This is a genomic window from Desulfovibrio sp. (genome assembly GCA_016208105.1).
Taxonomy (GTDB): domain Bacteria; phylum Desulfobacterota; class Desulfovibrionia; order Desulfovibrionales; family Desulfovibrionaceae; genus Fundidesulfovibrio.
Genome location: JACQYS010000023.1, coordinates 1 through 24,302, shown reverse-complemented (window position 1 = coordinate 24,302; position 24,302 = coordinate 1). Strand labels below are relative to the sequence as shown.

General features: G+C 60.4%; 18 protein-coding genes and 3 tRNA genes. 8 read left to right on the top strand and 13 right to left on the bottom strand.

Annotated elements, in window-relative coordinates; translation table 11 throughout:
- Positions 1–32: 32 nt before the first annotated feature.
- The 8 genes from argH to dksA form a co-directional block, all read right to left on the bottom strand.
- A complete protein-coding gene (argH, locus tag HY795_15050; GenBank protein MBI4806542.1) occupies positions 33–1,430 on the bottom strand; it encodes an argininosuccinate lyase in 1,398 nt (465 codons plus the stop codon).
- A 287-nt stretch (positions 1,431–1,717) separates the two neighbouring features.
- The gene (locus HY795_15045; GenBank protein MBI4806541.1) at positions 1,718–2,911 is read right to left on the bottom strand and encodes an argininosuccinate synthase; all 1,194 of its coding nucleotides are present in this window, start codon (positions 2,909–2,911) and stop codon (positions 1,718–1,720) included.
- 3 nt (positions 2,912–2,914) lie between these two features.
- A complete protein-coding gene (gene argF / locus HY795_15040; protein MBI4806540.1) occupies positions 2,915–3,853 on the bottom strand; it encodes an ornithine carbamoyltransferase in 939 nt (312 codons plus the stop codon).
- 69 nt (positions 3,854–3,922) lie between these two features.
- Positions 3,923–4,342 carry an rRNA maturation RNase YbeY gene (gene ybeY, locus HY795_15035; protein MBI4806539.1) on the bottom strand — a complete coding sequence of 140 codons (420 nt, stop codon included), beginning with the start codon at positions 4,340–4,342 and terminating at the stop codon, positions 3,923–3,925.
- 172 nt (positions 4,343–4,514) lie between these two features.
- Entirely contained in the window at positions 4,515–6,911 is a 2,397-nt protein-coding gene (locus HY795_15030; GenBank protein ID MBI4806538.1) for an HDIG domain-containing protein, read from the bottom strand.
- Positions 6,877–7,860, bottom strand: coding sequence for a PhoH family protein (locus HY795_15025; protein MBI4806537.1), 984 nt, complete (start codon positions 7,858–7,860; stop codon positions 6,877–6,879). The genes HY795_15030 and HY795_15025 overlap by 35 nt, the downstream gene beginning before the upstream one ends.
- Positions 7,861–8,085: 225 nt before the next feature.
- Positions 8,086–9,549, bottom strand: coding sequence for a DUF814 domain-containing protein (locus HY795_15020; protein MBI4806536.1), 1,464 nt, complete (start codon positions 9,547–9,549; stop codon positions 8,086–8,088).
- Between the two features lie 9 nt (positions 9,550–9,558).
- Entirely contained in the window at positions 9,559–9,921 is a 363-nt protein-coding gene (gene dksA, locus HY795_15015) for an RNA polymerase-binding protein DksA (protein ID MBI4806535.1), read from the bottom strand.
- Between the two features lie 344 nt (positions 9,922–10,265).
- On the opposite strand from dksA, the gene HY795_15010 reads away from it, so the two are divergent.
- The 6 genes from HY795_15010 to HY795_14985 all read left to right on the top strand — a co-directional run bounded on the left by HY795_15010 (position 10,266) and on the right by HY795_14985 (position 13,768).
- Positions 10,266–10,340, top strand: a tRNA-Gly gene (locus tag HY795_15010).
- A gap of 89 nt (positions 10,341–10,429) precedes the next feature.
- Positions 10,430–10,504, top strand: a tRNA-Cys gene (locus HY795_15005).
- Positions 10,505–10,508: 4 nt separating this feature from the next.
- Positions 10,509–10,583 (top strand) — tRNA-Gly (locus tag HY795_15000).
- A gap of 163 nt (positions 10,584–10,746) precedes the next feature.
- Positions 10,747–11,487, top strand: coding sequence for a methyltransferase (locus HY795_14995; GenBank protein MBI4806534.1), 741 nt, complete (start codon positions 10,747–10,749; stop codon positions 11,485–11,487).
- Positions 11,480–13,204 (top strand): YcaO-like family protein, encoded by a 1,725-nt coding sequence (locus HY795_14990; protein MBI4806533.1) that lies wholly within the window; start codon positions 11,480–11,482, stop codon positions 13,202–13,204. The genes HY795_14995 and HY795_14990 overlap by 8 nt, the downstream gene beginning before the upstream one ends.
- A 246-nt stretch (positions 13,205–13,450) precedes the next feature.
- Positions 13,451–13,768, top strand: coding sequence for a TusE/DsrC/DsvC family sulfur relay protein (locus HY795_14985; GenBank protein MBI4806532.1), 318 nt, complete (start codon positions 13,451–13,453; stop codon positions 13,766–13,768).
- Between the two features lie 105 nt (positions 13,769–13,873).
- On the opposite strand, the gene HY795_14980 is transcribed toward HY795_14985, so the two are convergent.
- Entirely contained in the window at positions 13,874–16,633 is a 2,760-nt protein-coding gene (locus tag HY795_14980) for a tetratricopeptide repeat protein (GenBank protein MBI4806531.1), read from the bottom strand.
- A 231-nt stretch (positions 16,634–16,864) separates the two neighbouring features.
- Between HY795_14980 and HY795_14975 the strand changes: the two genes are divergently transcribed.
- Positions 16,865–17,608 carry a UPF0280 family protein gene (locus tag HY795_14975; protein ID MBI4806530.1) on the top strand — a complete coding sequence of 248 codons (744 nt, stop codon included), beginning with the start codon at positions 16,865–16,867 and terminating at the stop codon, positions 17,606–17,608.
- A gap of 50 nt (positions 17,609–17,658) precedes the next feature.
- Here the strand turns inward: HY795_14975 and dnaA are convergent, their stop codons facing one another.
- The 3 genes from dnaA to HY795_14960 all read right to left on the bottom strand — a co-directional run bounded on the left by dnaA (position 17,659) and on the right by HY795_14960 (position 21,241).
- Complete coding sequence (gene dnaA, locus HY795_14970) at positions 17,659–18,996, bottom strand: chromosomal replication initiator protein DnaA (GenBank protein ID MBI4806529.1); 1,338 nt, start codon at positions 18,994–18,996, stop codon at positions 17,659–17,661.
- Positions 18,997–19,521: 525 nt separating this feature from the next.
- A complete protein-coding gene (locus tag HY795_14965) occupies positions 19,522–20,544 on the bottom strand; it encodes a glycosyltransferase (protein ID MBI4806528.1) in 1,023 nt (340 codons plus the stop codon).
- A 37-nt stretch (positions 20,545–20,581) separates the two neighbouring features.
- On the bottom strand, positions 20,582–21,241 hold the full coding sequence (locus HY795_14960; GenBank protein ID MBI4806527.1) for an NAD(P)/FAD-dependent oxidoreductase: 660 nt from the start codon (positions 21,239–21,241) through the stop codon (positions 20,582–20,584).
- A 199-nt stretch (positions 21,242–21,440) separates the two neighbouring features.
- On the opposite strand from HY795_14960, the gene HY795_14955 reads away from it, so the two are divergent.
- Complete coding sequence (locus tag HY795_14955) at positions 21,441–23,168, top strand: bacteriohemerythrin (protein MBI4806526.1); 1,728 nt, start codon at positions 21,441–21,443, stop codon at positions 23,166–23,168.
- A gap of 133 nt (positions 23,169–23,301) precedes the next feature.
- Here HY795_14955 and HY795_14950 read toward each other — a convergent pair whose 3' ends face one another.
- Positions 23,302–24,156: a serine hydrolase gene (locus tag HY795_14950; GenBank protein ID MBI4806525.1), complete on the bottom strand. Its 855-nt coding sequence runs from the start codon at positions 24,154–24,156 to the stop codon at positions 23,302–23,304.
- Positions 24,157–24,302 lie beyond the last annotated feature (146 nt).

Genomic DNA, 24,302 nt, shown 5'->3' with positions numbered 1-24,302 from the left:
CCAGGGCGACAAGAACGACACTTAACAAACTATTATTCTTGAACTTCTCTTACCCACTTCATCAAAAAAGTGATCTGCTCCTCAACCCTTTCCGGGGCCGTGCCGCCCGGGGTGTTTCTTCTCTTCATGGCCGTCTCGTATTTTAACACCTCGGCCACATCGGCTTCAATCTTACTCGAAAGCGACTGGAGCTCGGCCAAAGTGAGATCCTCCAGCCCGCAGCCCTTCTTCTCGGCCATGGCTACGGCCGATCCGGCCACGTGGTGGGCATCCCTGAAGGGCACCCCCTTGGCAGCCAGATAATCGGCCAGCTCCGTGGCGTTTAAAAATCCCAGCTTCAGGGCGTTGCGCATCTTTTCCGGCCTGAAGCCCATCACCTGCATCATCTCGGCCATGATGGCCAAAGAATCGCTCACGGTGCGGTCCGCGTCGAAGAACTGCTCCTTGTCCTCCTGCATGTCGCGGTTGTAGGCCAGGGGCAGCCCTTTCATGAGCGTCATAAGCCCCAACAGCGCCCCATACACCCTGCCGGTCTTGCCGCGCATGAGCTCGGCCACGTCCGGGTTCTTCTTCTGGGGCATGATGGAGCTGCCCGTGGCGAAGGCGTCCGGCAGGGACACGTACCCGAAGTTGGGGTTGGCCCAGATGATCAACTCCTCGCACAGGCGTGACAGGTGGGTCATAACCGTAGACCCCACGAACAACGCTTCCAGCGCGAAATCCCTGTCCGACACGGCATCCAGGCTGTTGTTGAACGTCCCGTACAGGCCGAGCTCCTCGGCCACGGCCTTGGGGTCCAGCGGAAACGTCGTGCCCGCCAGGGCGGCCGCTCCCAAAGGGGACACCGCCGAGCGCTTCAGGGCGTCCTGGCAGCGCTCATGGTCGCGCTTGAACATCCAGGCGTAGGCAAGCAGATGATGCCCCAAACTCACGGGCTGGGCTGGCTGCAGGTGCGTGTAGCCGGACAGGATGGTGTCCACATGCTCGCCGGAACGTTCAACCAACACTTTAACGAGTCCAGCCAGAAGCTCGCCCCAGGCCTCGAGCCTTGCGCTCACGAACAGCCTGAAATCCAAACACACCTGGTCATTCCTCGAGCGGCCCGTGTGCAGCTTGCGCCCGGCATCGCCGATCATCTCGGTGAGCCTGGCCTCGATGTTCATGTGCACGTCTTCCAGCTCGTCCTTCCAGACGAACTTGCCCTCGTGGATCTCGTGCAGGATGATGTCCAGGCCGCCTACGATCTTCTTGGCCTCATCGTCCGATATGATCCCCTGGCGGGCCAGCATGCGGGCATGGGCCTTGGAGCCGGCGATGTCCTGCTCGTACAGGGCTTTGTCGTAACGGACCGAGCCGGTGTAGCGTTCGACGATCTTGGAGGTGGGCTCGGCGAACCGGCCGCCCCAGGGTTTGGACGAAGAAGTGGTCATGGAAGAGTGCCTCCGGCGGCCAAAGGGACAAGTCCCTTTGGAATCCCATATAGCTTCGCGTTGATCGATGCTTGATTTGAACGAGGCAGAAAGCGCGCAAGGCCGCGCCTTCTGCCTTCAAAAATATCGCCGCTTGCGGCGATGGCGATCCGCCGGGATAAGCCGCTTTGGGCGTTCCCGGCGGCTCATACTCCTCGCCCACCCGCAGCGCCTCGCGAATCCCGCGAAGCAACTGGGGGTCCAGGGGGATCATCCCCCTGGCGGGTGCAGGGCGGAGCCCTGGTCTCTTACATCTTCTTGTAGCCGCGCAGCCTCAGGCCCTGCAACCTGATGAACCCGGTGGCATCGGACTGGTCGTAGACCGAGTCTTCCTCGAAGGTCACCAGCTCGGTATTGTACAGGCTGTTCGGCGACTTGCGTCCCACCGGAGTGGCCTGGCCCTTGTAGAGCTTCACGCGCACCGTGCCGAACACCTTCTCCTGGCTCTTGTCGATCAGGGCCTGAATGGCCTCGCGCTCGGGCGCGAACCAGAAGCCGTAGTAGACCATCTCGGCGTAGCGCGGGATGAGCGAGTCGCGCAGGTGCATGACCTCGCGGTCCAGGGTGATGCCTTCCAGGTCGCGGTGTGCGGCGTGGATGATGGTGCAGCCCGGGGTTTCGTACACCCCGCGGGACTTCATACCCACGAAGCGGTTCTCCACCATGTCCAGGCGCCCCACTCCGTGCTTGCCGCCAAGCTTGTTGAGGAAGCGGATGATCTCTGCCGGGCTCATCTTCTTGCCGTCTACAGCGATCGGATCGCCCTTCTCGAATTCCAGCTCGATGTACTCGGCCTCGTTGGGCGCGTCTTCGGCGCGGCAGCAGAGCAGGTGGCTGTGCGGGCCGGGTTCGTTCCAGGGGTCTTCCAGTTCGCCGCCCTCGAAGGAGAGGTGCATGAGGTTGCGGTCGCAGCTGTAGGGTTTTTCCTTGGTCACGGGCACGGGGATGCCGTTGTCCTTGGCAAAGGCCATGAGGTCGGCGCGGCCCTTGAAGTCCCATTCGCGCCAGGGGGCGATGGTTTTGAGTTGCGGGGCCAGGGCCATGGCGGTGAGCTCGAAGCGCACCTGGTCGTTGCCCTTGCCCGTGGCGCCGTGGGACACGGCCTGGGCGCCCTCCTTCAGGGCGATCTCCACCATGCGCTTGGCGATGCAGGGCCTGGCGATGGACGTGCCCAGCAGATAGCGGCCCTCGTACACGGCCGCGGCGCGCAGGATGGGGAAGACGAAATCGCGCGCGAACTCCTCGCGCAGATCGTCGATGTAGGCCTTGGAGGCACCGGTGTTGCGGGCCTTCTCTTCCAGGCCGTCGAGCTCCTCTTCCTGGCCCAGGTCGGCGGTCATGGTGATGACCTCGCACTGGTAGGTCTTCTTGATCCACTTGAGGATGACAGACGTGTCCAGGCCGCCGGAATAGGCCAGGACCACTTTCTTGATGCTGCTCATGATTTAGATCTCCGCGAGGGTATAGGGGGCGGTGTCGTATTGTAAGGTGTAGACCCACTCCAGAATGGCCATCTGGATGTGCATCCGGTTCTCGGCCTGGTCCCAGACGATGGAGGCTTCGGATTCGAAGACGTCCGTGGTCACTTCCTCGCCCTGGTGGGCGGGCAGGCAGTGCATGAACTTGGCTCCGGGCGCGGCCTTGGCCATGGCCTTGGCATCGACCTGGTAGTCCTTGAACACCTTGAGGCGTTCTTCTGTCTCGCCTTCCTGGCCCATGGAGGCCCACACGTCGGTGTTGACGAAATGCGCGCCGGAGATCGCCTGGCCGGGGTCGGCCGTCAGGGTGATCTTGGCTCCCTGGGCCAGGGCCGCGTCCAGGATGTCCTTCTTGGGCAGGTAGCCTTCGGGACAGGCCAGGGCCAGTTCGAAGGGGAAATACGTGGCGGAATTGATCCAGGACTGGGCCATGTTGTTGCCGTCGCCGATCCAGGCCACCTTGGTCTTTTCCAGATTCGCGCCGTTCTCCACCATGGTCATCACGTCTCCCATCACCTGGCAGGGATGGAAATCGTCGGACAGGGCGTTGACGATGGGAATGGAGGACTTGGCCCACATGCGTTCGAGCTTGGAGTGCTCGAAGGTGCGCATGACCAGGCCGTCAACGTAGCGCGACAGCACGCGGATGGTGTCTTCCACGGGCTCGGAACGCCCCAGCTGGGAGTCGTGCTGGGTCATGTAGATGGTGGACCCGCCCAGATGGCGAACCGCCATTTCGAAGGACACGCGGGTGCGGGTGGAGGCTTTCTCGAAAATAAGCGCCACGGTGCGTCCCTCAAGCAGGTCCGACCGGAACTTGATGTGCTTCATCTCGATGGCCCGAGCCACCACGGCGCGGGCCTCGGCGGGGGACATGTCGTGGATTTCCAGGAATCTTTTAGGCATATGCGCCTCCGAATAATTGCTTGGAGAAAAGGGAACGATTAGCTTCTGGATGTGCGGATGTAAAGTGGCTTAGAGAACTGCGGACACGGCGTGGGCCGTCATCTCTTCCATGGCGTCGCCGTGGTCGAACCCGGCCAGGTGCAGAAGCCCGTGGGCGAGCAGCCGGATGAGATGCTCCGTGGGTTCCTGGCCGTAGAGCGCGGCTTCGCGGGTGAGCGTGTCCACGGAAAGGGCTATTTCGCCGAGATAGCCGGGGCGTTGCGGGCCTTCGGAGGGGAAGGAGAGAACATTGGTGGGGCCGGGCATGCCCAGAAATTCGCTGTTCAGCCGGGCGATCTCAGCGTCGTCCACGAGCCGGATCTCCACGGCGGCACTGTGAAGGCCGAGAACGTCAAGAAGCCTGGCCACAAGGGGCTTGAGCTCGCTGCGGGAAAGCGGCAGCGTGGGGTTTAGGCGAGCGCCCGGTTCGATCCAGATGGAGGAAGGCATAGGGGTGCGGGAGCCTCCGGCGGCCAAAGGGACAAGTCCCTTTGGAATCCCATTTTGCTTTGCGTGGTGAACGCCACGCCGATTCGATTGAGCGTGTTTGACATACGCGAAGGTTTGACTTTTGCGCTGCAACGCCGCCAGCGGGAATTTTTTGGGCAGGCTGCTAGGCTGGCTAGGCTGCTTTCTCAGCCCTCCCGGCCTTTGCTCCGTTCCCCTTGGCTTTTTCCCCGGATTCCTTGGGCTTCTCTATGTTGTCCTTGGTCTTGTCGGAGAGTTCCTTGGGCTTGACGCTTAATTCCTTGGTCTTCTCGCCGTTCTCCTTGGGCTTGTCCTTGCCCCTGTCGCCGCCGGGATATTCGATGCGGTGGTGGAAAATGCCGGTGAGAATCCTGTGGAAGGTGTCCGAGGCCTGGGTAAGGTCGCGCAGCGTCAGTTCGGACCCGTCCAGCTCCCCTTCGTTGTAGAGCTTGCGCATGATGGCCTGGATGTGGCCCTTGATGCGGCTGGGCGTGGGATCGACCAAGGTGCGGCTGGAGGCCTCGATGGCGTCCGCCAGCATGATGATGCCCGCTTCCTTGGTCTGCGGCTTGGGGCCGGGGTAGCGGAATTCGTCCTCGCGGACCGGCTCCTCCCCCTTGGCCTCGGCCTGTTCCTGGGCCTTGTGGTAGAAGTAGGTGATGAGCGTCATGCCGTGGTGCTGGCCGATAAGCTCGGCGATCTCGTCGCCCAGCTTGTGTTCGCGGGCCAGCTCCACGCCCTTCTTGGCGTGGGAGATGAGGATGAGCGCGCTCATGGAGGGCGAGAGCTTGTCGTGCTTGTTTTCCCGTCCGTACTGGTTCTCTATGAAATACTGCGGGTTCTTGAGCTTGCCGATGTCGTGGTACAGGGCCGCCACCTTGGCCAGAAGCGCGTTGGCCCCGATGGCCCGGGCCGCCGCTTCCACCATGTTGGCCACTATTATGGAGTGATGATAGGTGCCCGGCGCGGTGACCATGAGATCCTGCAGAAGGGGCTGCTCCAGGCTCATGAGCTCCATCATCTTAAAGCGCGATGTGTAGCCGAAAACCATCTCCAGGATGGGGCTTAGCCCCAGCACCAGGAGCAGCGAGAACACCGCGTTGAACGCGGCATGGACAAAGCCGGCCCAATAGAGCTCGCCCCCGCCCCCTTCCTGAACCAGCACGATGCCGAACCAGGACACCACGCACAGAGCGGCAAGGGGCAGTACGGAACGCAGCACGTCGTGGCGGGTTTCGCAGTTGCGTATGATGTTCGCGTAAACGAACCCGCCCAACAGGTAGTAGCTGAACAGATAGAGGTTGCCGCCCACCTCGTTGGTAACCAGATATGAAATGAGCAGGACGGCGAATGAACACAATGTCGGGGATAAAAACATGGCCAGCACGCCGGCGGCCCCGGCGATGGGCAGGCCGAAGGCCACCTGGCTGGTCCGCAAGAAGGCCGGGACATGGGCATCCGAGAGCCGGGCCAGTTCCACGAACTTGGCCAAGAGCACCAGAAACGCCGTGGTCAGGGCCAGGGCCAGCCAGTCGCGGTTGCTCACTGCGCGGATGCCGGACTTCTTGCCCTGGGAAAGATGGAGCAGCACGAAGAACAGGCAGGCCAGAAGAAACGTTCCCGGCACCGCGAAGGGCCTTATGGAGCTGGTTCTGTGGGCGTACAACGTCTGGAGCTTGGTCTGCTGCTCGGGGGTGACCCGCTCGCCCTGGCGGACCACCACTTCGCCCTTGTAGATATTGGAATAGACCGGCTCCATAGCCACGACGATTTCGTGCTTGCGGGCCTGGGTGGTCTCCTGGTTGAAAACCAGGTTGGGTTGCAGGAACGGACCCACCAGAGCGAAAACCGCCTTGCGGACCTTGATGGTCTTCTTGATGTCCTTGCGGAGCAGCTGGTCCAGCTCGTCCTTGAGCCTTTCCAGGTCCACCATGCCCGGCCCGTCCAGATAGAGGGTCTCCATCCCTGAAGGGAGCTCGCGAAGAAGGATTCCCTGCTTGTAGGACAAGAACACGCCCGGATGCGAGGCCACGCCTTTGGCGTATGTCTCCTTGAGCCATGGCAGGATTTGCAGGTGCATGAGGTCCTGGAACTCAGGCGAACGCCAGAGCGACACGGTCTCCCTGCTGATTTCGGCGTTCAGATCTTCCGAAATGGCGGCGCGGAGCTTTTCTAAGTCCTCGTCTTGTTTTCTGGTCTGGGAGAGAATGTCGGTGACGTGTTTTCTGATCGATTCGTACGGGGCGGGGCTCAAATCGAACACGGGGGGCTGGTTGTCCGCCACCTGCTCGCGTTTTCGTATGGTGGCCTCGCGGTCTTCGTAGCGCAGGTTCTGGTCCGCGGTGACCGCCTGGGTTGCAATCTCGCCAGCCAGAAAGACCTTCACCGGGGATTCAAAGCGCACTGCGGAGAGAACGCTCGCCCCGAAGATTACAAGAAGAAGAACTCCCAGTCCCCAGGTAAGGGGCTGGCAGGCCTGTCCCGGCTGGCACGGAGCTGCCGGTTTGGGAGGCTGGTTATTTCTTTTCAGACGGCTGAGTATGCCGCTCATAGGCTTGCACGATCCGCCCCACCAGGGGATGGCGGATAACGTCCTCCTCGGTAAAATACACAAAATCCAGGCCCTGCACGCCGGTAAGGATATTGCGGGCCTCGACAAGGCCCGATGGCGCTCCACGGGGCAGGTCGACCTGGGTCACGTCGCCGGTCACAACCGCTTTGGACCCGAACCCAAGCCGCGTCAAGAACATCTTCATCTGTTCCGGCGTCGTGTTCTGGGCCTCGTCCAAAATGATGAAGGCATCGTTCAAGGTTCGCCCGCGCATGAACGCCAGGGGGGCCACCTCGATCACGCCTTCCGCGAGCATCTCGTTCACCCGCTGGAAGTCCAGCATGTCGTGCAGGGCATCGTAGAGCGGGCGCAGATAGGGGTTCACCTTCTCCATGAGGTCGCCTGGGAGAAAGCCGAGCTTCTCACCGGCTTCGACAGCCGGGCGGGTGAGTATCAGACGCTTGACCCGCCTGGCCAGAAGGTCCGCCACGGCCATGGCCACGGCCAGATACGTCTTGCCGGTTCCGGCGGGCCCGATTCCGAAGACCATGTCCCCGGCCCGGATGGCCCCGAGGTATTCGCGCTGGGTTGTGGTTCTCGGAGTGATTGTCTTTTTCGGGGAGACGACGAAGGATTGCTCCTCGAAGAGCTTGCCGAGCCCCGATCCGGGATTTTTGGCCAACTGGGCCAGAGCGGGCTCTATGTCGCGGGGGTACACCGGGATGCCCTTCTTGAGCATGCCGTAGAGTTTGACCATGACCTCCGACACTTGCTCCAGCACCTCCGGGGACTCGCCCCGCAAAGTGAGCACGGACCCTCGGGAATCGGCGCGCACTCCCGTTTTTTCGGTGACGAAGGACAGATTGGCGTTGTGGGGGCCAAACAGGTCGCGGGCAAGACCCGCGTCGTCGAATTCGAGCTTTCGCTCAAGGCTTGAATTTTTTGCCATTCGTGGACTGTGAACACCTTGTTACACGGACAGACTCACACCTGTTTCACTCGCCGCAGAGCAGTAATCACTCTCTTCCATAAAGCAAGAAAAACCGTGCGCGGACTTACGGACTCCTTGCTCCCGGAAGGCCCGGCCGTCAAGTGAGACCGAAGAGAAAGAAATGGAGCGAGCTTTTCCCGATCGCCACCAGAAGATGCCTGTGCGCGGGGCATTAGCGATGGATCACCCATCCCGGCGAAGCCGCGCCTCAAGCAAAGGATCAAGCTCAACAAGCACTGTTTTGGCGTTCTCAAGCCTCACCCGCCCCAGCGCCGCACCCTTGATCTTCCGGACCTCGCTGGCCAAAGCGTAGAGCACGTTCGCCTTGGCATCGGCCGCGCGCCAGCTGGAGAGTCCGGCCAGCACGGCGGCCTCCCTGAGAGTCGTCTCAGGGACTTCCTTGCCGGGATGGTCCCTTTTTATGATCACGTGCGCGCCGGGGCCGCCCTCGGCGTGGAGCCAATAGTCGAACGGGCTGGCCAGTTCGGAGAGGAGCTTGTGGTTGGCCGCGCTATTTTTGCCGCGAAGGATCAAAAAACCGTCCGAGGATGTGAATCGGTGCAGGGGAATCGTGGATCGCCTGTCCGGTGCCACGCTTTTTTTCACACTCTGCGGAGGGCGGGTCTTGGCCTTCGGGGCGACACCCTGCTCCGCCTCCAGGCGCAGGCGCTCCACATGAACCTGGCCCCGCCTGCCCTTGGCCGCTTTCTTGAAAAAGCGCTCCATGTTCTCAAGAACCGTACGCGACGGATCAAACGGCACGGTCATCACCCCGTGCACGGGATGCTCGAGGGCCATGGGGGCAGACTTTTCCCTGGGATCCAAAGCGGAAAGATTGGCGGCCACTGCTTCGCCATACAGCTGCTGTTCTTCCAAACCCTTAAGCCTTTGTGTGTCTTGATCCAGCAGGGCCAGGCGCTTCTTCCGCCTGGTCTCGGCGCGTTTGGGTTCCTGGTCCACCGGGAGCAGCGCGCTGAAAAATGAGGTTTCGCCATAGGCGGCGCCAGCAGCCAGAGCGGTTGGGTAGCGAACGGATTCCCGGCCGGCCGGCCAGGGGAGCGGTCCTTCTTCCTGCTGGGATTCAGCAAGGAAGAAGCCGGCGCTCCGCCCGTCCTTAAATGCCTGAAGCAAGCCGTCCCGGTCTTCGGGCTCCTCGCGTTCCAAAGCCCGGCGGATGCTTCGGGGGCACGCGGCGTCACCGGCCGCTTCCTCCGGCGTATTCCAGTTGCCTCCGGTGGCGAATCCTTCGGGCAGGCTTTCGAGCACCGTGGGGTCGTCATCCATGGACAAAAACAGATACCGGCCCTCGCCAGCGGTGAGTTCCAGGGCCAGACGCCTAGTGGGCCAGTCGCACGCGCCGCCCGTGACCCTGCGACCACGCAACCGCTTGCGCAGCCACATCACCTTGGCGGAGGGTTGCGGGGGATTGACGGGCTTTGTGGGCGAGAGCAGCAGCGCACCCGCCCGGGAATGAACTCGAAGAAGCAGAAAGCGGCAATCGGGTGGAGATTCTGGGGTCGGGCTGACCGGAGGAGAGAAGACAAAAGTCCAGAAGCCGGGAGCGGGACTAAAGACCGTGTCAAAGCGGACGCCGCCAAGGACGTTTATGAGTTCAGGCCCCAGGAACCTGAAGAACGCGGCGTCCATTCACCCGGGCTACTCGCCCCGCAAATCCTCGTCAGCCTCCTGGCGGGCCTTGCATTTGATGCACAGAGTGGTGACGGGCCTGGCCTTGAGCCTGGCGACGCTGATGTCCTCGCCGCACTCCTCGCAGATTCCGTAGGTGCCGTCCTCGATGCGCTCCAGGGCTTCCTGGATCTTGCGGATGAGCTTGCGCTCGCGGTCGCGCAGGCGAAGCGTGAACGCCCTGTCGGATTCGGCGGTGGCCCGGTCAGCGGGGTCGGCGTACACCTCGACGGTGTCGGTCATGTCCTCGATGGTCTCCTCACCCTTTTTCAGGATGTCCTGGAGAGAATCGTTCATGTACTGCCGGAAGAAATCCAGATCTTTCTGTTCCATAGTGAGCCTCCGGGTGGGCCAGCATGCCCTGGGGGTCAACGAAGTGAGTCCACTTAATGGATTTGCCGCCCCAGGTAAAGAGCCAACATGCGCCAAATTGAGCTTCAGGCATTTTTTTGATCTTCTCTTTGGTAAGATTTACCCTGCAATTACTCCCGGCAGAGATCGCATTTATACGGTACGAGGCATGCTGCCAGGCCCGCGCCACTCCCCGTGCCTGGATTATCAAGTTCCCGGCATCCACAGGCTGACAATAGAAGCAGCTATTTCAAGCTGTTGTGTTTTTCTTGAAGTGGCCCCTTGACTTCACCCCCGAGCCCATTTAAAAGCGCCTCTCGCCACGAGCGGGAGTAACTCAGTGGTAGAGTGCAACCTTGCCAAGGTTGAAGTCGCGGGTTCAAATCCCGTCTCCCGCTCCACTTCCCCCTCGGGGGACTTTTTTTTGGATGTAAGCGAATTCGTTGACAGGGAAGGATATCTTCACTAAAGCTGACTTCCCTTTGCGCGGGGCGGCATAGCCAAGTGGTAAGGCAGAGGTCTGCAAAACCTCCATTCTCCGGTTCAAATCCGGATGCCGCCTCCAGATTGCGGGAGTAACTCAGTGGTAGAGTGCAACCTTGCCAAGGTTGAAGTCGCGGGTTCAAATCCCGTCTCCCGCTCCACCAGACCAGACACAGGCCGGAGCGTCAGCGCGTCCGGCCTTTTCTCTTTCTCGCCTTTCCCGCGTCTTCCCAAGGTTTGCGGCTTGCCCCGCGGACGCTCAGGTCCGTGCCGGGCGTTTGCAGCTTCACCACGAGCACGACCGACTGGCTGGAGAGACCTCGCATGAAGAACACATCGCGCATCCTTGAAATCGCCCTGTCCCCCACGGCCACCCTGGACGACATACTGGCCCTGGCCGGTTCGCGGTATCCTGTGGGCTTCGAGACCGTTACCCTCGGCAGCATGTCTTTCGAGATGCTCCAGATCACCGATCTGCCAAGCTACATTGACCAGCTGGTGGAGACCGCCCGGCCCGGCGAAAAGGTGGCCCTGCCCTTTTGGGCGAAAATCTGGCCCGCATCCTTTCCCCTGGCCCTGCTCGCATCCAAGCTTTCCCCGGCAAGCGGCTCCACGTTTCTGGAACTCGGCGCAGGACTCGGCTTGTGCGGTCTGGTTGCCGCGAAAAGGGGGTACAGGACCCTCATCACCGACAAGGAACCCGAGGCCCTGCTTTTCATCAGGGCCTGCATCTTAAAAAACGATCTGTCCGGCATGGCCAGCCCGGCATATTTGGACATCGCCGCTCCCGAGACTTCGGACCTGTTCGATGTCATAGCCTGCTCGGAAGCGCTGTACCTGCCGGAACTGCACGCCCCACTGGCCAATTTCCTGGCCAGCCATCTGACCCCGAAGCCGGATTCCCAAATTCTGCTCTCCTGCGACCGCTGCCGGGAGGCCGCGCCTTTTTTCGCACAAGCACAACAGGACTTCCAAATACAGCGCACGCAGTCCACCTGCCGTTCAGAGTCAGGAGAGTCCCAAACCTGCGTCCTTTACCGCATGCGGAGACGAACCAATGCGTAAGTTGCAAAGCACCCCCAAAGGGTACACGTCCGATTCCGACAAACTCTGCACCCCCGCCCAGACCGTGGCCAGGGTCAAAGAGCTCTTCGCCAGCCACGGGGGCATACTCGGCGAACTCAGGCGCACCGACACAGGGCGCCTGGGCATCCCGGTCTATTTGAGCATCTGCGGCCCCCAGGCGCGCACGGTAATGCCCACCCGCAAGCAGATGGGCAAAGGGGCTTCCCCGGCCCAGGCCGAGGCTTCCGCCCTGATGGAGCTGGCCGAGCGCTTCAGCTATTTCAGCTTCTGGGCCAGGGGGGAGAACTTTGTCAGCGCCACATGGTCCGAGGCCCAGGCCTTGTGGCCAGGCAAAGTCATGCCCATTTCGGAGATCCTTCAGTCCGTGGACGACACGCTTGCGCAAGAACAGGCCGCCAGGCTCATGGACCTTCTTTCCTGGCGTTTTTACCCGGCCACGCGTGTGAAGGATGGCCAGGAAGTCATGGTGCCCCTGGACTGGTTCAAGAAGCTCAACGAGTTCAACGGCTCCTCCGCCGGCAACTGCCTGGAGGAATCCATCCTGCAGGGCGCCTGCGAGCTGGTGGAACGCCATGTGAGCGCGGTGATCGACAGGGAGCAAACAGTTCTCCCCACCATCCGCACCGCAGATTGCTCCGACCCCGTGCTCCGGGAGCTGGTGGAAGCCTTCGAGCGAAACGGGGTCAAGCTGTGGCTCAAGGACTTCAGCATGAACATGCCCGTGCCCACCGTGGGCGCGTTGGCCTATGATCCCGCGACGCTCGGCTTAAAGAGCGAGATCGTGTTCACGGCCGGCACGGCGTCCTCGCCCGTCAAGGCCGCTGTCCGCGCCGTCACCGAGATCGCCCAGTTGGCGGGCGACTTCGAGACGGGCAGCAACTACGAAGCCTCCGGCCTGCGAAAATTTACGGAGCTTGATGAAATCGGTTGGGTCGTGGACGGACCGGAAACCGGCCTTGAAACCCTCCCCAACCTGGAGCGGGCCGACATGCTTTACGAGATCGAAGCGTTCGCGGCAGGCCTCGCGGATCAGGGCTTCACGCTCTACACCGTGGAAACAACCCAGCCGGACCTTGGCGCCTGCGCCAACTACAACTTCGTGCCGGGCTTTTACTTCCGCGAACGCACCCCCAGGGCCAGCCTGGGCATGTTCGTGGGGCGCATGCTGGCTGAGGAAGCGCCCGTGGAAAAGGCGGTTCCCGGTCTTAACGTTCTGGCGGAAATCTGTTCCGGCCAGCCCTACCTCCCGTTTTTCCAGGGACTTCTGGCCATGCGCCAAGGTGAGACCGGCGAGGCCATGACTCTCTTTGAAAAAGCCGAAACCCTGCAGCCCGACCCCGAGGACGGGGCGCTCACGATTTTTTACAGGGCCTACGCCCACTCCCAGTTGGACCAGTGGGGCAAGACCGAAGCGCTCCTTGAAAGAGCCATCAGCATGAGCCCGGACGTGAAGGAATATTACAACCTTCGCGGTGTGGCCCGCTTCAAGGCCGGGAATTTCTCCGATGCAGCGGTCGACTTCGAAGCGGCCCTGGCCCTTGATTCAGGCTCGGCCATGGACTTGGCCAACCTGGGACTGTGCCATAAGTTTCTCGGCCATGGCGAAGCGGCCGCGGAGTTTTTGGGCAAGGCATTGGAGATGGACCCGGGCCTTGATTTTGCTCGCAAACATCTCGATGAAATACGACCGGAATGATTCGTTATCGAAATCAATTGACAACAGCTTGAATTGGACTTTAAGACGTCACGAATTCGGGTGGGGACCACGGAAGAACGCCAGGAAGCTTTCAGAGCGCAATGGCAACGGGTATAGTGCCCATGTTCTTACCTGGTGTTCCATAACAGCGGAACGCTGTTTAAATGGTTAGGCGCCCTCCCACGAGGGTACCGGCAACTCTGGGCAATCGACAGATAGTTCAAGCAACGCCAAGGAGGATGGAGAATGGCCACTGTTGAATTCAAGGGCAAAAACTTCGAGGTCGATGAAGACGGCTTCCTGCAGCGCTTTGAGGACTGGACCACCGACTGGGTTGAGTACGTGAAAGAGTCCGAAGGCATCAAGGAACTTTCCGACGAGCACAACAAGGTGATCGAGTTCTTGCAGGACTACTACAAGAAGAACGGCATCGCCCCCATGGTCCGCATCCTCTCGAAGGTGACCGGATTCAAGCTGAAGCACATCTACGAGCTGTTCCCCTCCGGACCCGGCAAGGGAGCTTGTAAGATGGCCGGCCTGCCCAAGCCCACCGGCTGCGTGTAGTCCGTACAGCATTCTTGAATGCAAAGCGGGGTTCCTTTCGGAGCCCCGCTTTTTTTATTCGCACGTAGACCGTCGCGCATGCACCAGGTTCACGCCCGGGCTGAATCACTTCCCCTTGGTTTTGCCTTTCCCCGCGTCCTTTTTCGCGTCCTGCGCTTTTGCTGCGCCGCCTTTGCCCGGCGGCAAGGCTTTGGCCTGCTTGACGGCTTCCGGCTTCTTTTTCCCTTTTGCCTGGGCCTTGTCCGCCATTTCTTCGCGCGCCTTGAATATCGCGGCCCTTTTCTTCTCGAAGCTGACCGCCGTCTTTATCGCTGCAATGGCCATGGCCACTATGCTCACGATGAGCAAAAGGCCTTTCTGCACCTGCCATTTCTGGGTTTCCAAGAGACCGGCCAGCCAGAACTGCCCGGTTTTCTGGGCAAGATAGATGGCCCCCGGCACAGCGACCAGGGAAAGCGCCAGGCCCAAGAGCTCCAGCCACATGAAGCTTTTGCCCAGCAAGAGAACAAACAACGTGGAGTCCCGCACGATGCGCAAGGTCACCAGTCTGGCTTTCAAGAGGACCACGGCCGAATCGATCTCATCGACATAATCCAGGCTTTTCCGGAAGTTGGCCGGGACCTGGAGGGACGTGCTGTGCATCCAATTGATTTTGTTGGCGCACGCATTGAAATCTTTGTTGAACTCGCGCAGCAGCTTGCCGAACGGGAACCAGGCCGCTTCGTGATGAATGTTTTTGAGATCAACGTGGAGTTCTTTGAGCCTTGCGTTTAAAGCGGCGATTTCCTTTTCAACGGTTTGATTCAAGTCCTTCTGAAACTTGTCGTAGTCCTTCACCACCCGGTAGAAGCTGACGTAGTTATTGATTTTTGCGAGTTCCCGTAAGAATTTGGCCCGCTCGAGACCTTCCTTCAGAAAGGGGTGGTCCGGCCTGAACCAGCTTTTCAAAAGTTCGGGCAGCTCCGCGAGATGGGTGGCTTTCTCGTCCCTTACGGCCAAGGCCTCGCACCACGGTTTCCAGAGGGCCGCAAGGATATGCACGCGGCCCCGCTCCAACTCGGGATCGAGCAGAATGCGGTTGAAGAGGCTGGGATTTCCAAGCAACGGGCCCAGCAACTCGGTGAGTCCCTGATCGGTGAAGCCCATCTTCACCAGGCAGACACCCATGCGGTAGGTAGGCTCCATCCACTTCGGGCATTCCGACTTGGCTTGTTTATAAAGGCCCATGGCCCGCTGGTAATCCCCCTGCACTTCCATGGCCCGGCCTTCGAGAAAGGCCAGCCAGCCGTGCTGCAAGGGGGAGAAGGCGCTGCGCGCCGCCTCCTGCCAGAAATAGGCGGCCCTGCTCCAATCCCCCTGTTCCATGGCATGGAACCCCTGGATGGAGCGGGGCTGGAATCCACGTTCGTGCTTGGCCAGACCGGCTGAAATTTCGTTTTCGAAACCTTCGTCGTCGCAGCGGCGCACCATGTCCACGGCGTTCCAAAGGTATTCTCCGTCGTCCGGAGCGGCCAGGTCGGCAATGCCGTCAGGGAGGGTTTTGCCCTTGCTCCGCCAGATGCGGTCCAGGCATCTGAGCTGGCAGGCGAACGTCAGTTCGAAAACACCGCGCAGCAAGAGCCCCCGGATGTCCTGGCCTTCCATGAGCCTGGCCATGACCTCGGGTCCGGCCCCGTCCAGCTCCCGGTTGAGGCTCATGCCGCCTTCCTCGAGTCTGGCCATGTCCACCAGGCTCAAGTCTTCCCACACATCGTCGTTCAAATCCGGTATGGCCTTGGTGGGGCATTGTCTGGCGGAATGGTTGGTCAAACCGCAATAGAAGCAGGTGACATCGTTTCCGGCCAGGAGATTCGCCGGCAGCTGGAAAGGAACCTGCCCCTCGCCTTCACCGGCTTGCTCGTGGGAGGTGAGCGATATGTGGCACCAGTCGTCGATATCCAATTTCCCGGAAGAGCGGCGAACGTCGTTCACCCGGAAATCCCTGCCCAGGTAGAGCGCCGACTTGAAGCTCATGTGCGGGTAGTCCGGGGAGAGCTGCTGCCAATCGAGCTTGATCCTCTTGGGCAAATCCTTGTTGAAATGGTACCCTTGTTTGAGCACGCAGGCCATGACGCAGGGCCAGTATTTTCTTCCTCCGTCCTCGGTTCTGATGGTCTCTTCGAGCTGGAGCAGCTCGCGCGTTACGATGCGCAGTGCCCGGACGGTGTCCAAGCCGAAGATGAGATAGCCTTCGTGGGAGAGGTGCTTGATGGCCAACCGTTCAAGCAGGGCCTGGAGCTCTGAGAAAATGGAGCGCCACCCCTCGGCGGTGTTTTTATCGAGCGGGTCCCCCAAGGGCCTCAGCATATAATACCAGCCCAGGGGCGAGTTGTAGCCCACCGCCGCGTCCGTGGTCATGAGTCCGAATCCGGCCGGGGTCAGTCCTTCCCTGGTGGGAAACTCCTTGATGTTAAGCCCCGTCATGCCTTCCACTGTGGGCATGAAACTCGGATGGATAAGGATTTCCAGATCCTGGGAGGCCTCCACCTCCTGGTTCAGGAATTCTTCAGGGCACGTAAAGGACGTCTCGAATTTATTACCGACCAGAAGCGACGCGGGAAAGGTTTGAATGAACAAGGGAAGCTTGTTGACCCGGGCATAACTGCTAAGCCTCGCGAAAGCCTTGAACACTTCGTCCCCGAAAAAGAACCATAGGGATTGTTCTTCTACCTGGCTCTGCTCGAAACCTCCAAAGTCATAAAATATCTGATTCAGAACAGGGGAAAGTTGCCCATCCCAGACGACCCATACACCAATGCCTGAAGCAACCAGCTTGGGTTGCGCAATGGGTGGCACCATCTGTGTGAGCTGCGACATCGTGTACATGGGCGCGCTGATCCTCTTTCAAATCCCGGATGAAACATCAGCCGGCACGGCTCACATCGGCAAAAGAGTCATTATCCATTAGGGTGTTAGATCGTAATGCCCCCTTCCTTACAGTTTCCTGGCGCGATAAGGAAGTTGTCATGCGCGGGTGGGGAGCATTCCCCCCTTGTCCGGCCAGGATTCACGTGTCAGATTCCTCGCGCCGTGATCCGGAAAGGAGACCCCCATCGGATGATCATCCACAAAGACCCCGACAGGGCGTACCGTTCCCTGCTTCAGCCCGCTCCCGGAGAAACGAGCTTCAACGTCGTGGTTGAAGAGTCTGATTTGAGAATAACCACCCGGCAGGACCTTTCCCATCAGATTGCCCAGTACCTGAACGCCATCAGGGGCGAGCTGAAAAATTACATCCTGCTCCACCCCGCGTTCGCCACGTCCCTGGTGCCTCTGCCGCACGATTCAAACGCGCCGCCGCTTGTGCGGGACATGCTTCACGCCTCCCGCCTCTGCCAGGTGGGGCCCATGGCCGCGGTGGCGGGTGCGGTGGCCCAGGCGGTTGCCGACCGCTTCGTCAAGGATTCCCCCGACATTCTGGTGGAAAACGGCGGGGACATCTTCATGCATTCCACCCGGGAGCGGACCGTGGCCCTCTTGGCCAAGCCCGTGCAGGGAGCCCGCCTGGCGCTCAAGCTTGCTCCGGACCAATTTCCGGCGGCCCTGTGCGGAACATCCGCCACCATCGGCCACTCGCTCTCGTTCGGCAAGGCCGACCTGGTGACCGTGATGGCCCGCAGAGGAGCCCTTGCGGATGCCGCCGCCACCACCCTGGGCAACCTGGCGCAGGGTGCGCGGCAGCTCCCCCTCGTGCTTGAACGGGCCCAGGAACTCTCCAGGTTCGGTGTCACCGGCGTGTTCGCGCAGGTGGAGGGGAAAATCGGCGTTTGGGGGGATATGGAGCTGGTTGTTCTTGAATGATGACGGACAGGCCCCGCGCCGGAGCCATGTGGCTCCGGCGCGGGAATACTTTACTGAGCCAGGCGTTCGATGGTTGATTCGATCTGGCGCCCCAGAGGGGTTTGCAGGGAGAGCTGGCGCTCGACCGCGGTGATGCCTTTGACAACGGTGGAATGGCGCCGGTTGAAACGCTCCCCGATGTCCTGAAGCGAAAGGTCGGTGTGCTTGCGGGCCAGGAAGAACGCCGTGTTGCGGGCCACCACGTGCTGGCGCTTCCGGCTTTTGGAAACCAGGGAATCGGGCCTTATGTCATAGGCCGAACAGATGAACTCCATGATCTGGTCCAGACCCAGGACCGGCTGGTCAAGATCGTAATTTTTGAGCACTTCCCAGGCCATTTCCATGGATATGGTCCGTCCGAGAATGCGGGCCTTGAGAGCAAGGTTCTGCAGGCAGGACTCCAACTGCCTGATATCGGTCCGGATGCGGTCAGCAAGCAACCCGGCGATCTCGTCCGGCAAGATGACCTGATGAAGCTTCGCCTTGCGTTCCAGAATGTTCAGCCGGGTCTTGAAGTCGGGGTGCTCGATGGTGGCCATGAAGCCCGCGCACAGCCTGGAAGCGAGCTGGTTATCCAGGCCGGTGAGTTCCTTGGGAAGAAACGAGCTGGTAAACACCACGCGGCAACCCCGGGACTGAAGCGCGGAGAGGGTATTGAGCAATTCGTCCTGGAGCTTCAACTTGCCCTGGAAAAAATGAATGTCCTCCAGAATCAGGATGTCCACATTCTCCCGGAAATTCGCCTTGAAGCGTTCAACCTCGCGGGTCTTGATGGCCAGTATCAGCCTCGATGAGAACTCCTCGGCCGTGATGTAGACCACCTTGGGCTTGGCCTTGGACTCCCCGTCCAAAAGGAAGCGCCCCATGGACTGGCTCAGGTGGGTTTTGCCCAGTCCGGGGCCCGCGCTTATGAAAAGCTGATTCGCGGGCAGCGTGTCCCGACAGAGGCCCAGCGAGGCCTCATACGCCAAGGCGTTGCAGGGGCCGACCACGAATTGGTCGAAGGAGAACCTGAACAACCGTCCGGATTCGTCATCGTGGCGTTTCTGGCGTTTTGGAGCCGCGATGGACTCCTGGGGGGTTCCGGGAGCGTTTTGGGGCACTTCAGCGGCCGCCCCGGCCACCACCACCACGGTGGGCGCCTGGCCCATGACCTGGGCGGCCGCTTCAGCAATATGGTTTGTCAGTCGGTCCCGCACCCAGGCGGCAACGAATTCATTGGGAGCATGAAGGGTTATGCGGCCATCCTTGAAGGCGGCTGTCAGAGGTTTTATCCAAACCTGGTAAAGACCGGGATTGAGACTGCGTTCGAGAATGCGGAGGATGTGGTTCCAGGTCGGGTTCGTCATGGAGAGTGTGATGCGCCCGAGGGTCTTTTTTCTCAACCTGAATGAGCGGCTTGAGCCGCACGGGTGGCCAAACGATTATCCCAAAGCTAACCTCTTGTAATTATTAATTAGAAGTAGAAATGACGATTCGGTGTCAGCCTTGGCCTGCAGGCCGGAAAGTGACGGCTCGCTTGGCATTCCACTGGGAGAGATAAAAATTTATCAACATGGTTGAAATAAGTTTTCCACAGCCACAATTTCTGATTTCGCGAGAATACTAATGAATGATTTCTTTTTCGAGGCAAAGCTGAAGCTGCTACCCATCATTTTTCAAAGATTTGCCCTGATACCAAGCCATTTCTTCATTCCCGTTGAAGTAACAGAACGTTCTATTACACGCCAATACTCCGAAACCATTTGATTATTTTTTTTGAGTTTTCTCTCATCGTTTCTGTAACTAAACATTAATATCGAATTCCAGTATACTGAATACCCTCGTTTCCAGGAGAATTTGCCGATTATCCACGATGCGAATGACGCAATCGCTCAGCCTGCCTGGATATAATCCTTTCCGGGCAGGTATCCCAGGCCTGTTAGATACTCCGCCACATGCTGAGCGGCTCCCGGAGTGGAAACATAGGACACCACAAAACCCTTCCCCGGGACCGGGGCATGCCGGTGGTGCAAAACAGGCCTTCCCTTATGAATCCGACCGATCTTTTTCGGATCGATGTCCAGATATGCCGTTATCCGCACCCCATGGACGCACAGCCACTCCGCCCTGCGCCTTGTGACCCTCCCGGCGCCCACAACCACCACGTCGGGATGGTGCGCGTTGTTGGCTTCCAGCCATCTGGCCAAAAACGCGGACTTGAGGCCGTGAAACGAGTCCGGGGAATAACGGGAATCCGATCTGGAAAGCCTGCCCGGGGGATCGTTCCAGGTGAGAAGTTCCCCGGGCAGCTTGGCGAATCTGGCCCCGGATTCGAACCAGCGCAGCCACAGCTCGTAATCCTCCGGGTACTCCCCCTGCCGATACCCCCCGAACCGCTTGAACGCCTGGGCCCTCACCATGACCGACGGGTGGGCCAGAGGCGCATCGCGGAATACGCCAAGAGCCATCTCTTCATGGGTGACCAGGCCATTGACCCACTCCACATGGCGCGCGTAGCCGCTGGCCGAGGCGTGGTCGCCTCCGAAGCGCACCCGGCACCCCAGCACATCTACCTCCGGATGCGCGTCAAGGTAGCCCCCCTGGAGGCGAAACCTCTCCGGGTGGCTCTCGTCGTCCGCGTCCATCCGGGCCAGGTATTTCCCGCAAGCCTGCCCGGCGGCGAGATTCAGGGCATTGGCAATGCCCACCCGGCCCGCTTCGATTATCTTGAGACGTTTATCCTTAAGAGCATAGTCCTTGAGAACCGTAAGAGTGCGGCCGTCATCGTCGGAGCCGTCGTCCACGGCCAGGACTTCATGGTCCGCAAGGGACTGGGCCGATAGGCTCTCAAGAGCCCGAGGCAGGCAGTCCGCCGCATTTCGGACCGGAAGAAGGACGGAAATAAGAGGTGCCATAAAAAAAAGGCCGCCCCCGAAGGGCGGCCATGATCTCCTACAGCACCGCGGCCTTTATGGCCTCGATGCCCACACGCTCCACGAACCGGGCGCAGCGTTCCTTTTTCTTCGCGTTCTCCCGGTAATACTCGAGAAGCTTCTTCACCAGGGCGACCACCTGGTCCTTGTCCAGGTCCTCGGCCACGACATCGGCTACCCGGGGCTTACCGCCCGGATGCCCGCCAAAGGACACGGTGAATCCGCTCTTCTTGCCGATCACGCCCACGTCGCGCACCAGGGAGCTGGCGCAGCAGAGCGGACAGCCGGAAACGCCCATCTTCACCTTGGCCGGCAGCTCCATGCCCACGTAGAGTTTCTCGAGCTCCATGCCCAGGCCCAGGGAATCCTGGACCCCGAACTTGCACACGCTGGTGCCCGGGCAGGCCTGGACGAAATGGACGCACAGCTCGATGGCCTGGCCCACCAGCGTCCCCAGGTCCTTCCAGATGTCCTCGACCTGCTCGGCCCTAACACCCACCAGGGCGATCCGCTGGCCGGAGGTGATCTTCACGATGGGAATGGAATACTTCTTCACAACGCCGTTCAAGGCGTCCAGCACTTCCGGGGTAATGAGGCCCACGGGAGTGCGGGGGACGATGGCCCAGGTTTCCCCGTCACGCTGCAGTATGGCGCCACGGGGCGTATCGGTATTGCTCATTTGATTGACTCCTGTTATTAAGAGAAATTACTAAAAGGCCGCGTTTGATACCAAGCGCTGCCCTGGTTTGCAAGCGACTCTCCGAACCAACAAATCTGGCTATTGAACCCACAACCATTGATATCCAAACTGTAACTATTGGTCCCTTGCGAATAGTTACGGTACTGGTCTAGGCTACCGGGAAGAAAAGAGGGATACAATGAACACGAAAATCCTGTTTTACCTTCTTATTGGCGTTTCAACAGCTTTGGCTGCCACCGCGGCAGCCATGGCCCTTGGCCCTTCCGGCGCACCCGCCGCACTCGTGATGCTTACGGCAGCGGTGAACCTTGTCACACTCATCGTCTTTGCTCTGTTTCTGGCCGGCCCTCTGGGCAGGCTCATTCTCATGGTTCAATCCGCCGCCAAAGGCGAACTCCCCTCTACAACAAGCGTAGGCCCCTGGGAATTCGCCACTGTCTCCAAGGCGCTGGCCGACCTTTGCGTCTGTCTCAAGGACGCCCGAAACGCGGCTGCCGAAAACCAGAAGGCGCTGGATCTGGTGCGCAAATCCTGCGACGAGTCCATCCTCCAATCCCAGGAGGCTTCCAGACTGTCCGAAGAATCCAGGGTGGCGAACCTCTTGTCCGCGTCCACCAAGCTTGAATCCGCCGTGGGGCGCATCCTGGCCTCGGCCGGCGACCTTTCCAACCAGATGGAACGCATCTCCGAGGGCGCCGACCTTCAGAAACAGCGCATGAACGAGACTGCCACGGCCATGGGCGAAATGAACCTGGCCATATCCGACATCTCCCGCAGCTCTTCCGACGCCTCGGTGAGCGTGGAAAGAGCCAAGGAACAGGCCGGCTCCAGCGCCCAGATCGCGGCCGAGGCCGTGGCGGCCATTTCCAAGGTCAACGAGGCCACCATGGTGCTTAAAGACAATATGGGGAGCCTGGGCGACCAGGCCAAGAGCATCGACCGCATCATAAACGTCATCAACGACATCGCGGACCAGACAAACCTGCTGGCCCTGAACGCCGCCATCGAAGCGGCCCGGGCCGGAGAAGCCGGGCGCGGCTTCGCCGTGGTGGCCGACGAGGTGCGCAAGCTGGCCGAAAAGACCATGTCCGCCACCAGGGAAGTCGGCGATTCCATCATGTCCATCCAGAGCGCCATTCACCAGAACGTGCAAGAGATGGACATGGCCGTGACCCGCGCGGACGAAGCTTCCACCATGGCCAAGCGCTCCGGGGAGTCCGCCGGGGTCATCCTGCGCCACGTCGAGGACAACACCGCCAAGATTCTCTCCATCGCCACCGCGTCCGAAGAACAGTCTGCCAGCTCCGAACATATCAGCAAGGCCATCGACGAGGTGGACCACGTTGCCACTGAAATAGCCGGAGGCATCCACGATTCGGCCCAGGCAGTGCTGGAGCTCTCCGAACTGGCCCAGGAGCTTTCGATCCTCATCGCCGACTTGAAAAGCGGAATGCAGGCGAACATCCTCATGCCCTGGACCAGCGAGCTGGCCACAGGCGTGAAGTTCGTGGACGAGCAGCACCGCGTGCTCGTGGACATGATCAACGCCCTCTACGCCGCCATGAAGGCGGGCGAGGGAAAGGGTGCGCTGGAGAAGCTGCTCGACGGCCTGGCCGAATACACGGTGTACCACTTCGGGGCCGAGGAGAAGTACTTCGACCAGCTGAAGTACTCCGAGACCGGGCCCCACAAGAAGATCCACGAGGAACTCAAGGCCAAGGTCATTGGTTTCATCAACCAGTTCAAATCCGGCCAGGCCAACGTGTCCATGGATCTTATGAACTTCCTCAAGGACTGGCTGGAAAACCACATCTGCAAGACCGACAAGCGCTACGTGAAAACCTTCCTGGACGGCGGCCTGGAGCGCAGTCCAGGCGTGCACGTGGCCAGGGCCCTGGGCAGATAACGCGCGGCACTTCCCCTGGAAGCGCGTTCCCGTCCAGGCATATCGAGTTTTGGGGACGAATACGCCGCCCATGAAAAACAAGCGCCCGTGCCGGATACCGGCAACGGGCGCAATCGTTTGATTCACTTCCCCTTCAACGAATCCGTCTGAAGCGCTCGGCCCGGCTGGGGCAGTTGGCAAGAACCAGCTCATCGCCATCGAAGATAACCCGCGCCGCACCAAGTTGATCGGCAAACCAGAATTCAACCCCGTTCTCGGTATACATGGGCAAGGGCGCCACGTCCGGGCGCGTCTTCACCTGGGCCATGCCGTCACAAGCCGTCACTTCCACAGTAGCGTTGTTGCCCGCATACTTGCCGCACAAATTGACCAGGGCGTTTTTGGAAAGCCTGCGCGGCGTGAAGGAGGCCGGTTCGAACCCTGGCCAGCATTGGAGCGCGGCCACCGAGCGCACAACTTCGGCAATGAGCGCCTCGCCGTTGTCGCCCGCCGCCAGCACGGCCACGCCCTGGCCCTTGGACGGACGGCATATGAAAAGCGCGCGATAGCCCGCGTTGGCTCCCCAGTGCAGCAGGTAGCTCTCCCCGGCGGCCTCCATGGTGAAAATCCCCAGCCCGGACTTCATGCACTCCGCCAAGGCGGCGTCTTGCACCATTCTGCGCCCCAGTTCCCTGGGAAGAAAGGGGGCGCCCGAGTCGGCACGCACAGCGGAAACCCCCGATTGGGCGGGCGCCATTTTCCCGGCATCCCCCCCTTCGGACGACGCTAGAACAATCCTGTTCAATGCTATGACCAGGCGCGCCAGGTCCGTGGCCGTGGTCCACAGTCCGGCCGCGGCCAGCTCGGGATAGACCCTGAAGCCGCCCGGAAGCTCCCTCCCCTTGCAGTCATGCCCTTTGGCAGCCCTCGCCTGATACTCCGGAGGCAAAGGCTGGGCGAACATCGAAGAGGCCATGCCCAACGGGCCGAACACGTATTCGCGGGTCAATTCCGCAACGTGGCTATCCCCTTAACTCCGCATAGGTGACAGGGGTGGCACTGGAGCAGGCCCTCAAGAGGCGGTCGAAGCCCTGCCCAGGCCAGAAACGGCGGTTGAATCGGTAGCAGAATTCATCGAGGTATTTTTGAAGATGC

Excerpts from the sequence above, each read along its gene's own strand:
- argH (MBI4806542.1), bottom strand. The coding sequence starts at position 1,430 with ATGACCACTTCTTCGTCCAAACCCTGGGGCGGCCGGTTCGCCGAGCCC.
- HY795_15045 (MBI4806541.1), bottom strand. The coding sequence starts at position 2,911 with ATGAGCAGCATCAAGAAAGTGGTCCTGGCCTATTCCGGCGGCCTGGAC.
- argF (MBI4806540.1), bottom strand. The coding sequence starts at position 3,853 with ATGCCTAAAAGATTCCTGGAAATCCACGACATGTCCCCCGCCGAGGCC.
- ybeY (MBI4806539.1), bottom strand. The coding sequence starts at position 4,342 with ATGCCTTCCTCCATCTGGATCGAACCGGGCGCTCGCCTAAACCCCACG.
- HY795_15030 (MBI4806538.1), bottom strand. The coding sequence starts at position 6,911 with ATGAGCGGCATACTCAGCCGTCTGAAAAGAAATAACCAGCCTCCCAAA.
- HY795_15025 (MBI4806537.1), bottom strand. The coding sequence starts at position 7,860 with ATGGCAAAAAATTCAAGCCTTGAGCGAAAGCTCGAATTCGACGACGCG.
- HY795_15020 (MBI4806536.1), bottom strand. The coding sequence starts at position 9,549 with ATGGACGCCGCGTTCTTCAGGTTCCTGGGGCCTGAACTCATAAACGTC.
- dksA (MBI4806535.1), bottom strand. The coding sequence starts at position 9,921 with ATGGAACAGAAAGATCTGGATTTCTTCCGGCAGTACATGAACGATTCT.
- HY795_14995 (MBI4806534.1), top strand. The coding sequence starts at position 10,747 with ATGAAGAACACATCGCGCATCCTTGAAATCGCCCTGTCCCCCACGGCC.
- HY795_14990 (MBI4806533.1), top strand. The coding sequence starts at position 11,480 with ATGCGTAAGTTGCAAAGCACCCCCAAAGGGTACACGTCCGATTCCGAC.
- HY795_14985 (MBI4806532.1), top strand. The coding sequence starts at position 13,451 with ATGGCCACTGTTGAATTCAAGGGCAAAAACTTCGAGGTCGATGAAGAC.
- HY795_14980 (MBI4806531.1), bottom strand. The coding sequence starts at position 16,633 with ATGTACACGATGTCGCAGCTCACACAGATGGTGCCACCCATTGCGCAA.
- HY795_14975 (MBI4806530.1), top strand. The coding sequence starts at position 16,865 with ATGATCATCCACAAAGACCCCGACAGGGCGTACCGTTCCCTGCTTCAG.
- dnaA (MBI4806529.1), bottom strand. The coding sequence starts at position 18,996 with ATGACGAACCCGACCTGGAACCACATCCTCCGCATTCTCGAACGCAGT.
- HY795_14965 (MBI4806528.1), bottom strand. The coding sequence starts at position 20,544 with ATGGCACCTCTTATTTCCGTCCTTCTTCCGGTCCGAAATGCGGCGGAC.
- HY795_14960 (MBI4806527.1), bottom strand. The coding sequence starts at position 21,241 with ATGAGCAATACCGATACGCCCCGTGGCGCCATACTGCAGCGTGACGGG.
- HY795_14955 (MBI4806526.1), top strand. The coding sequence starts at position 21,441 with ATGAACACGAAAATCCTGTTTTACCTTCTTATTGGCGTTTCAACAGCT.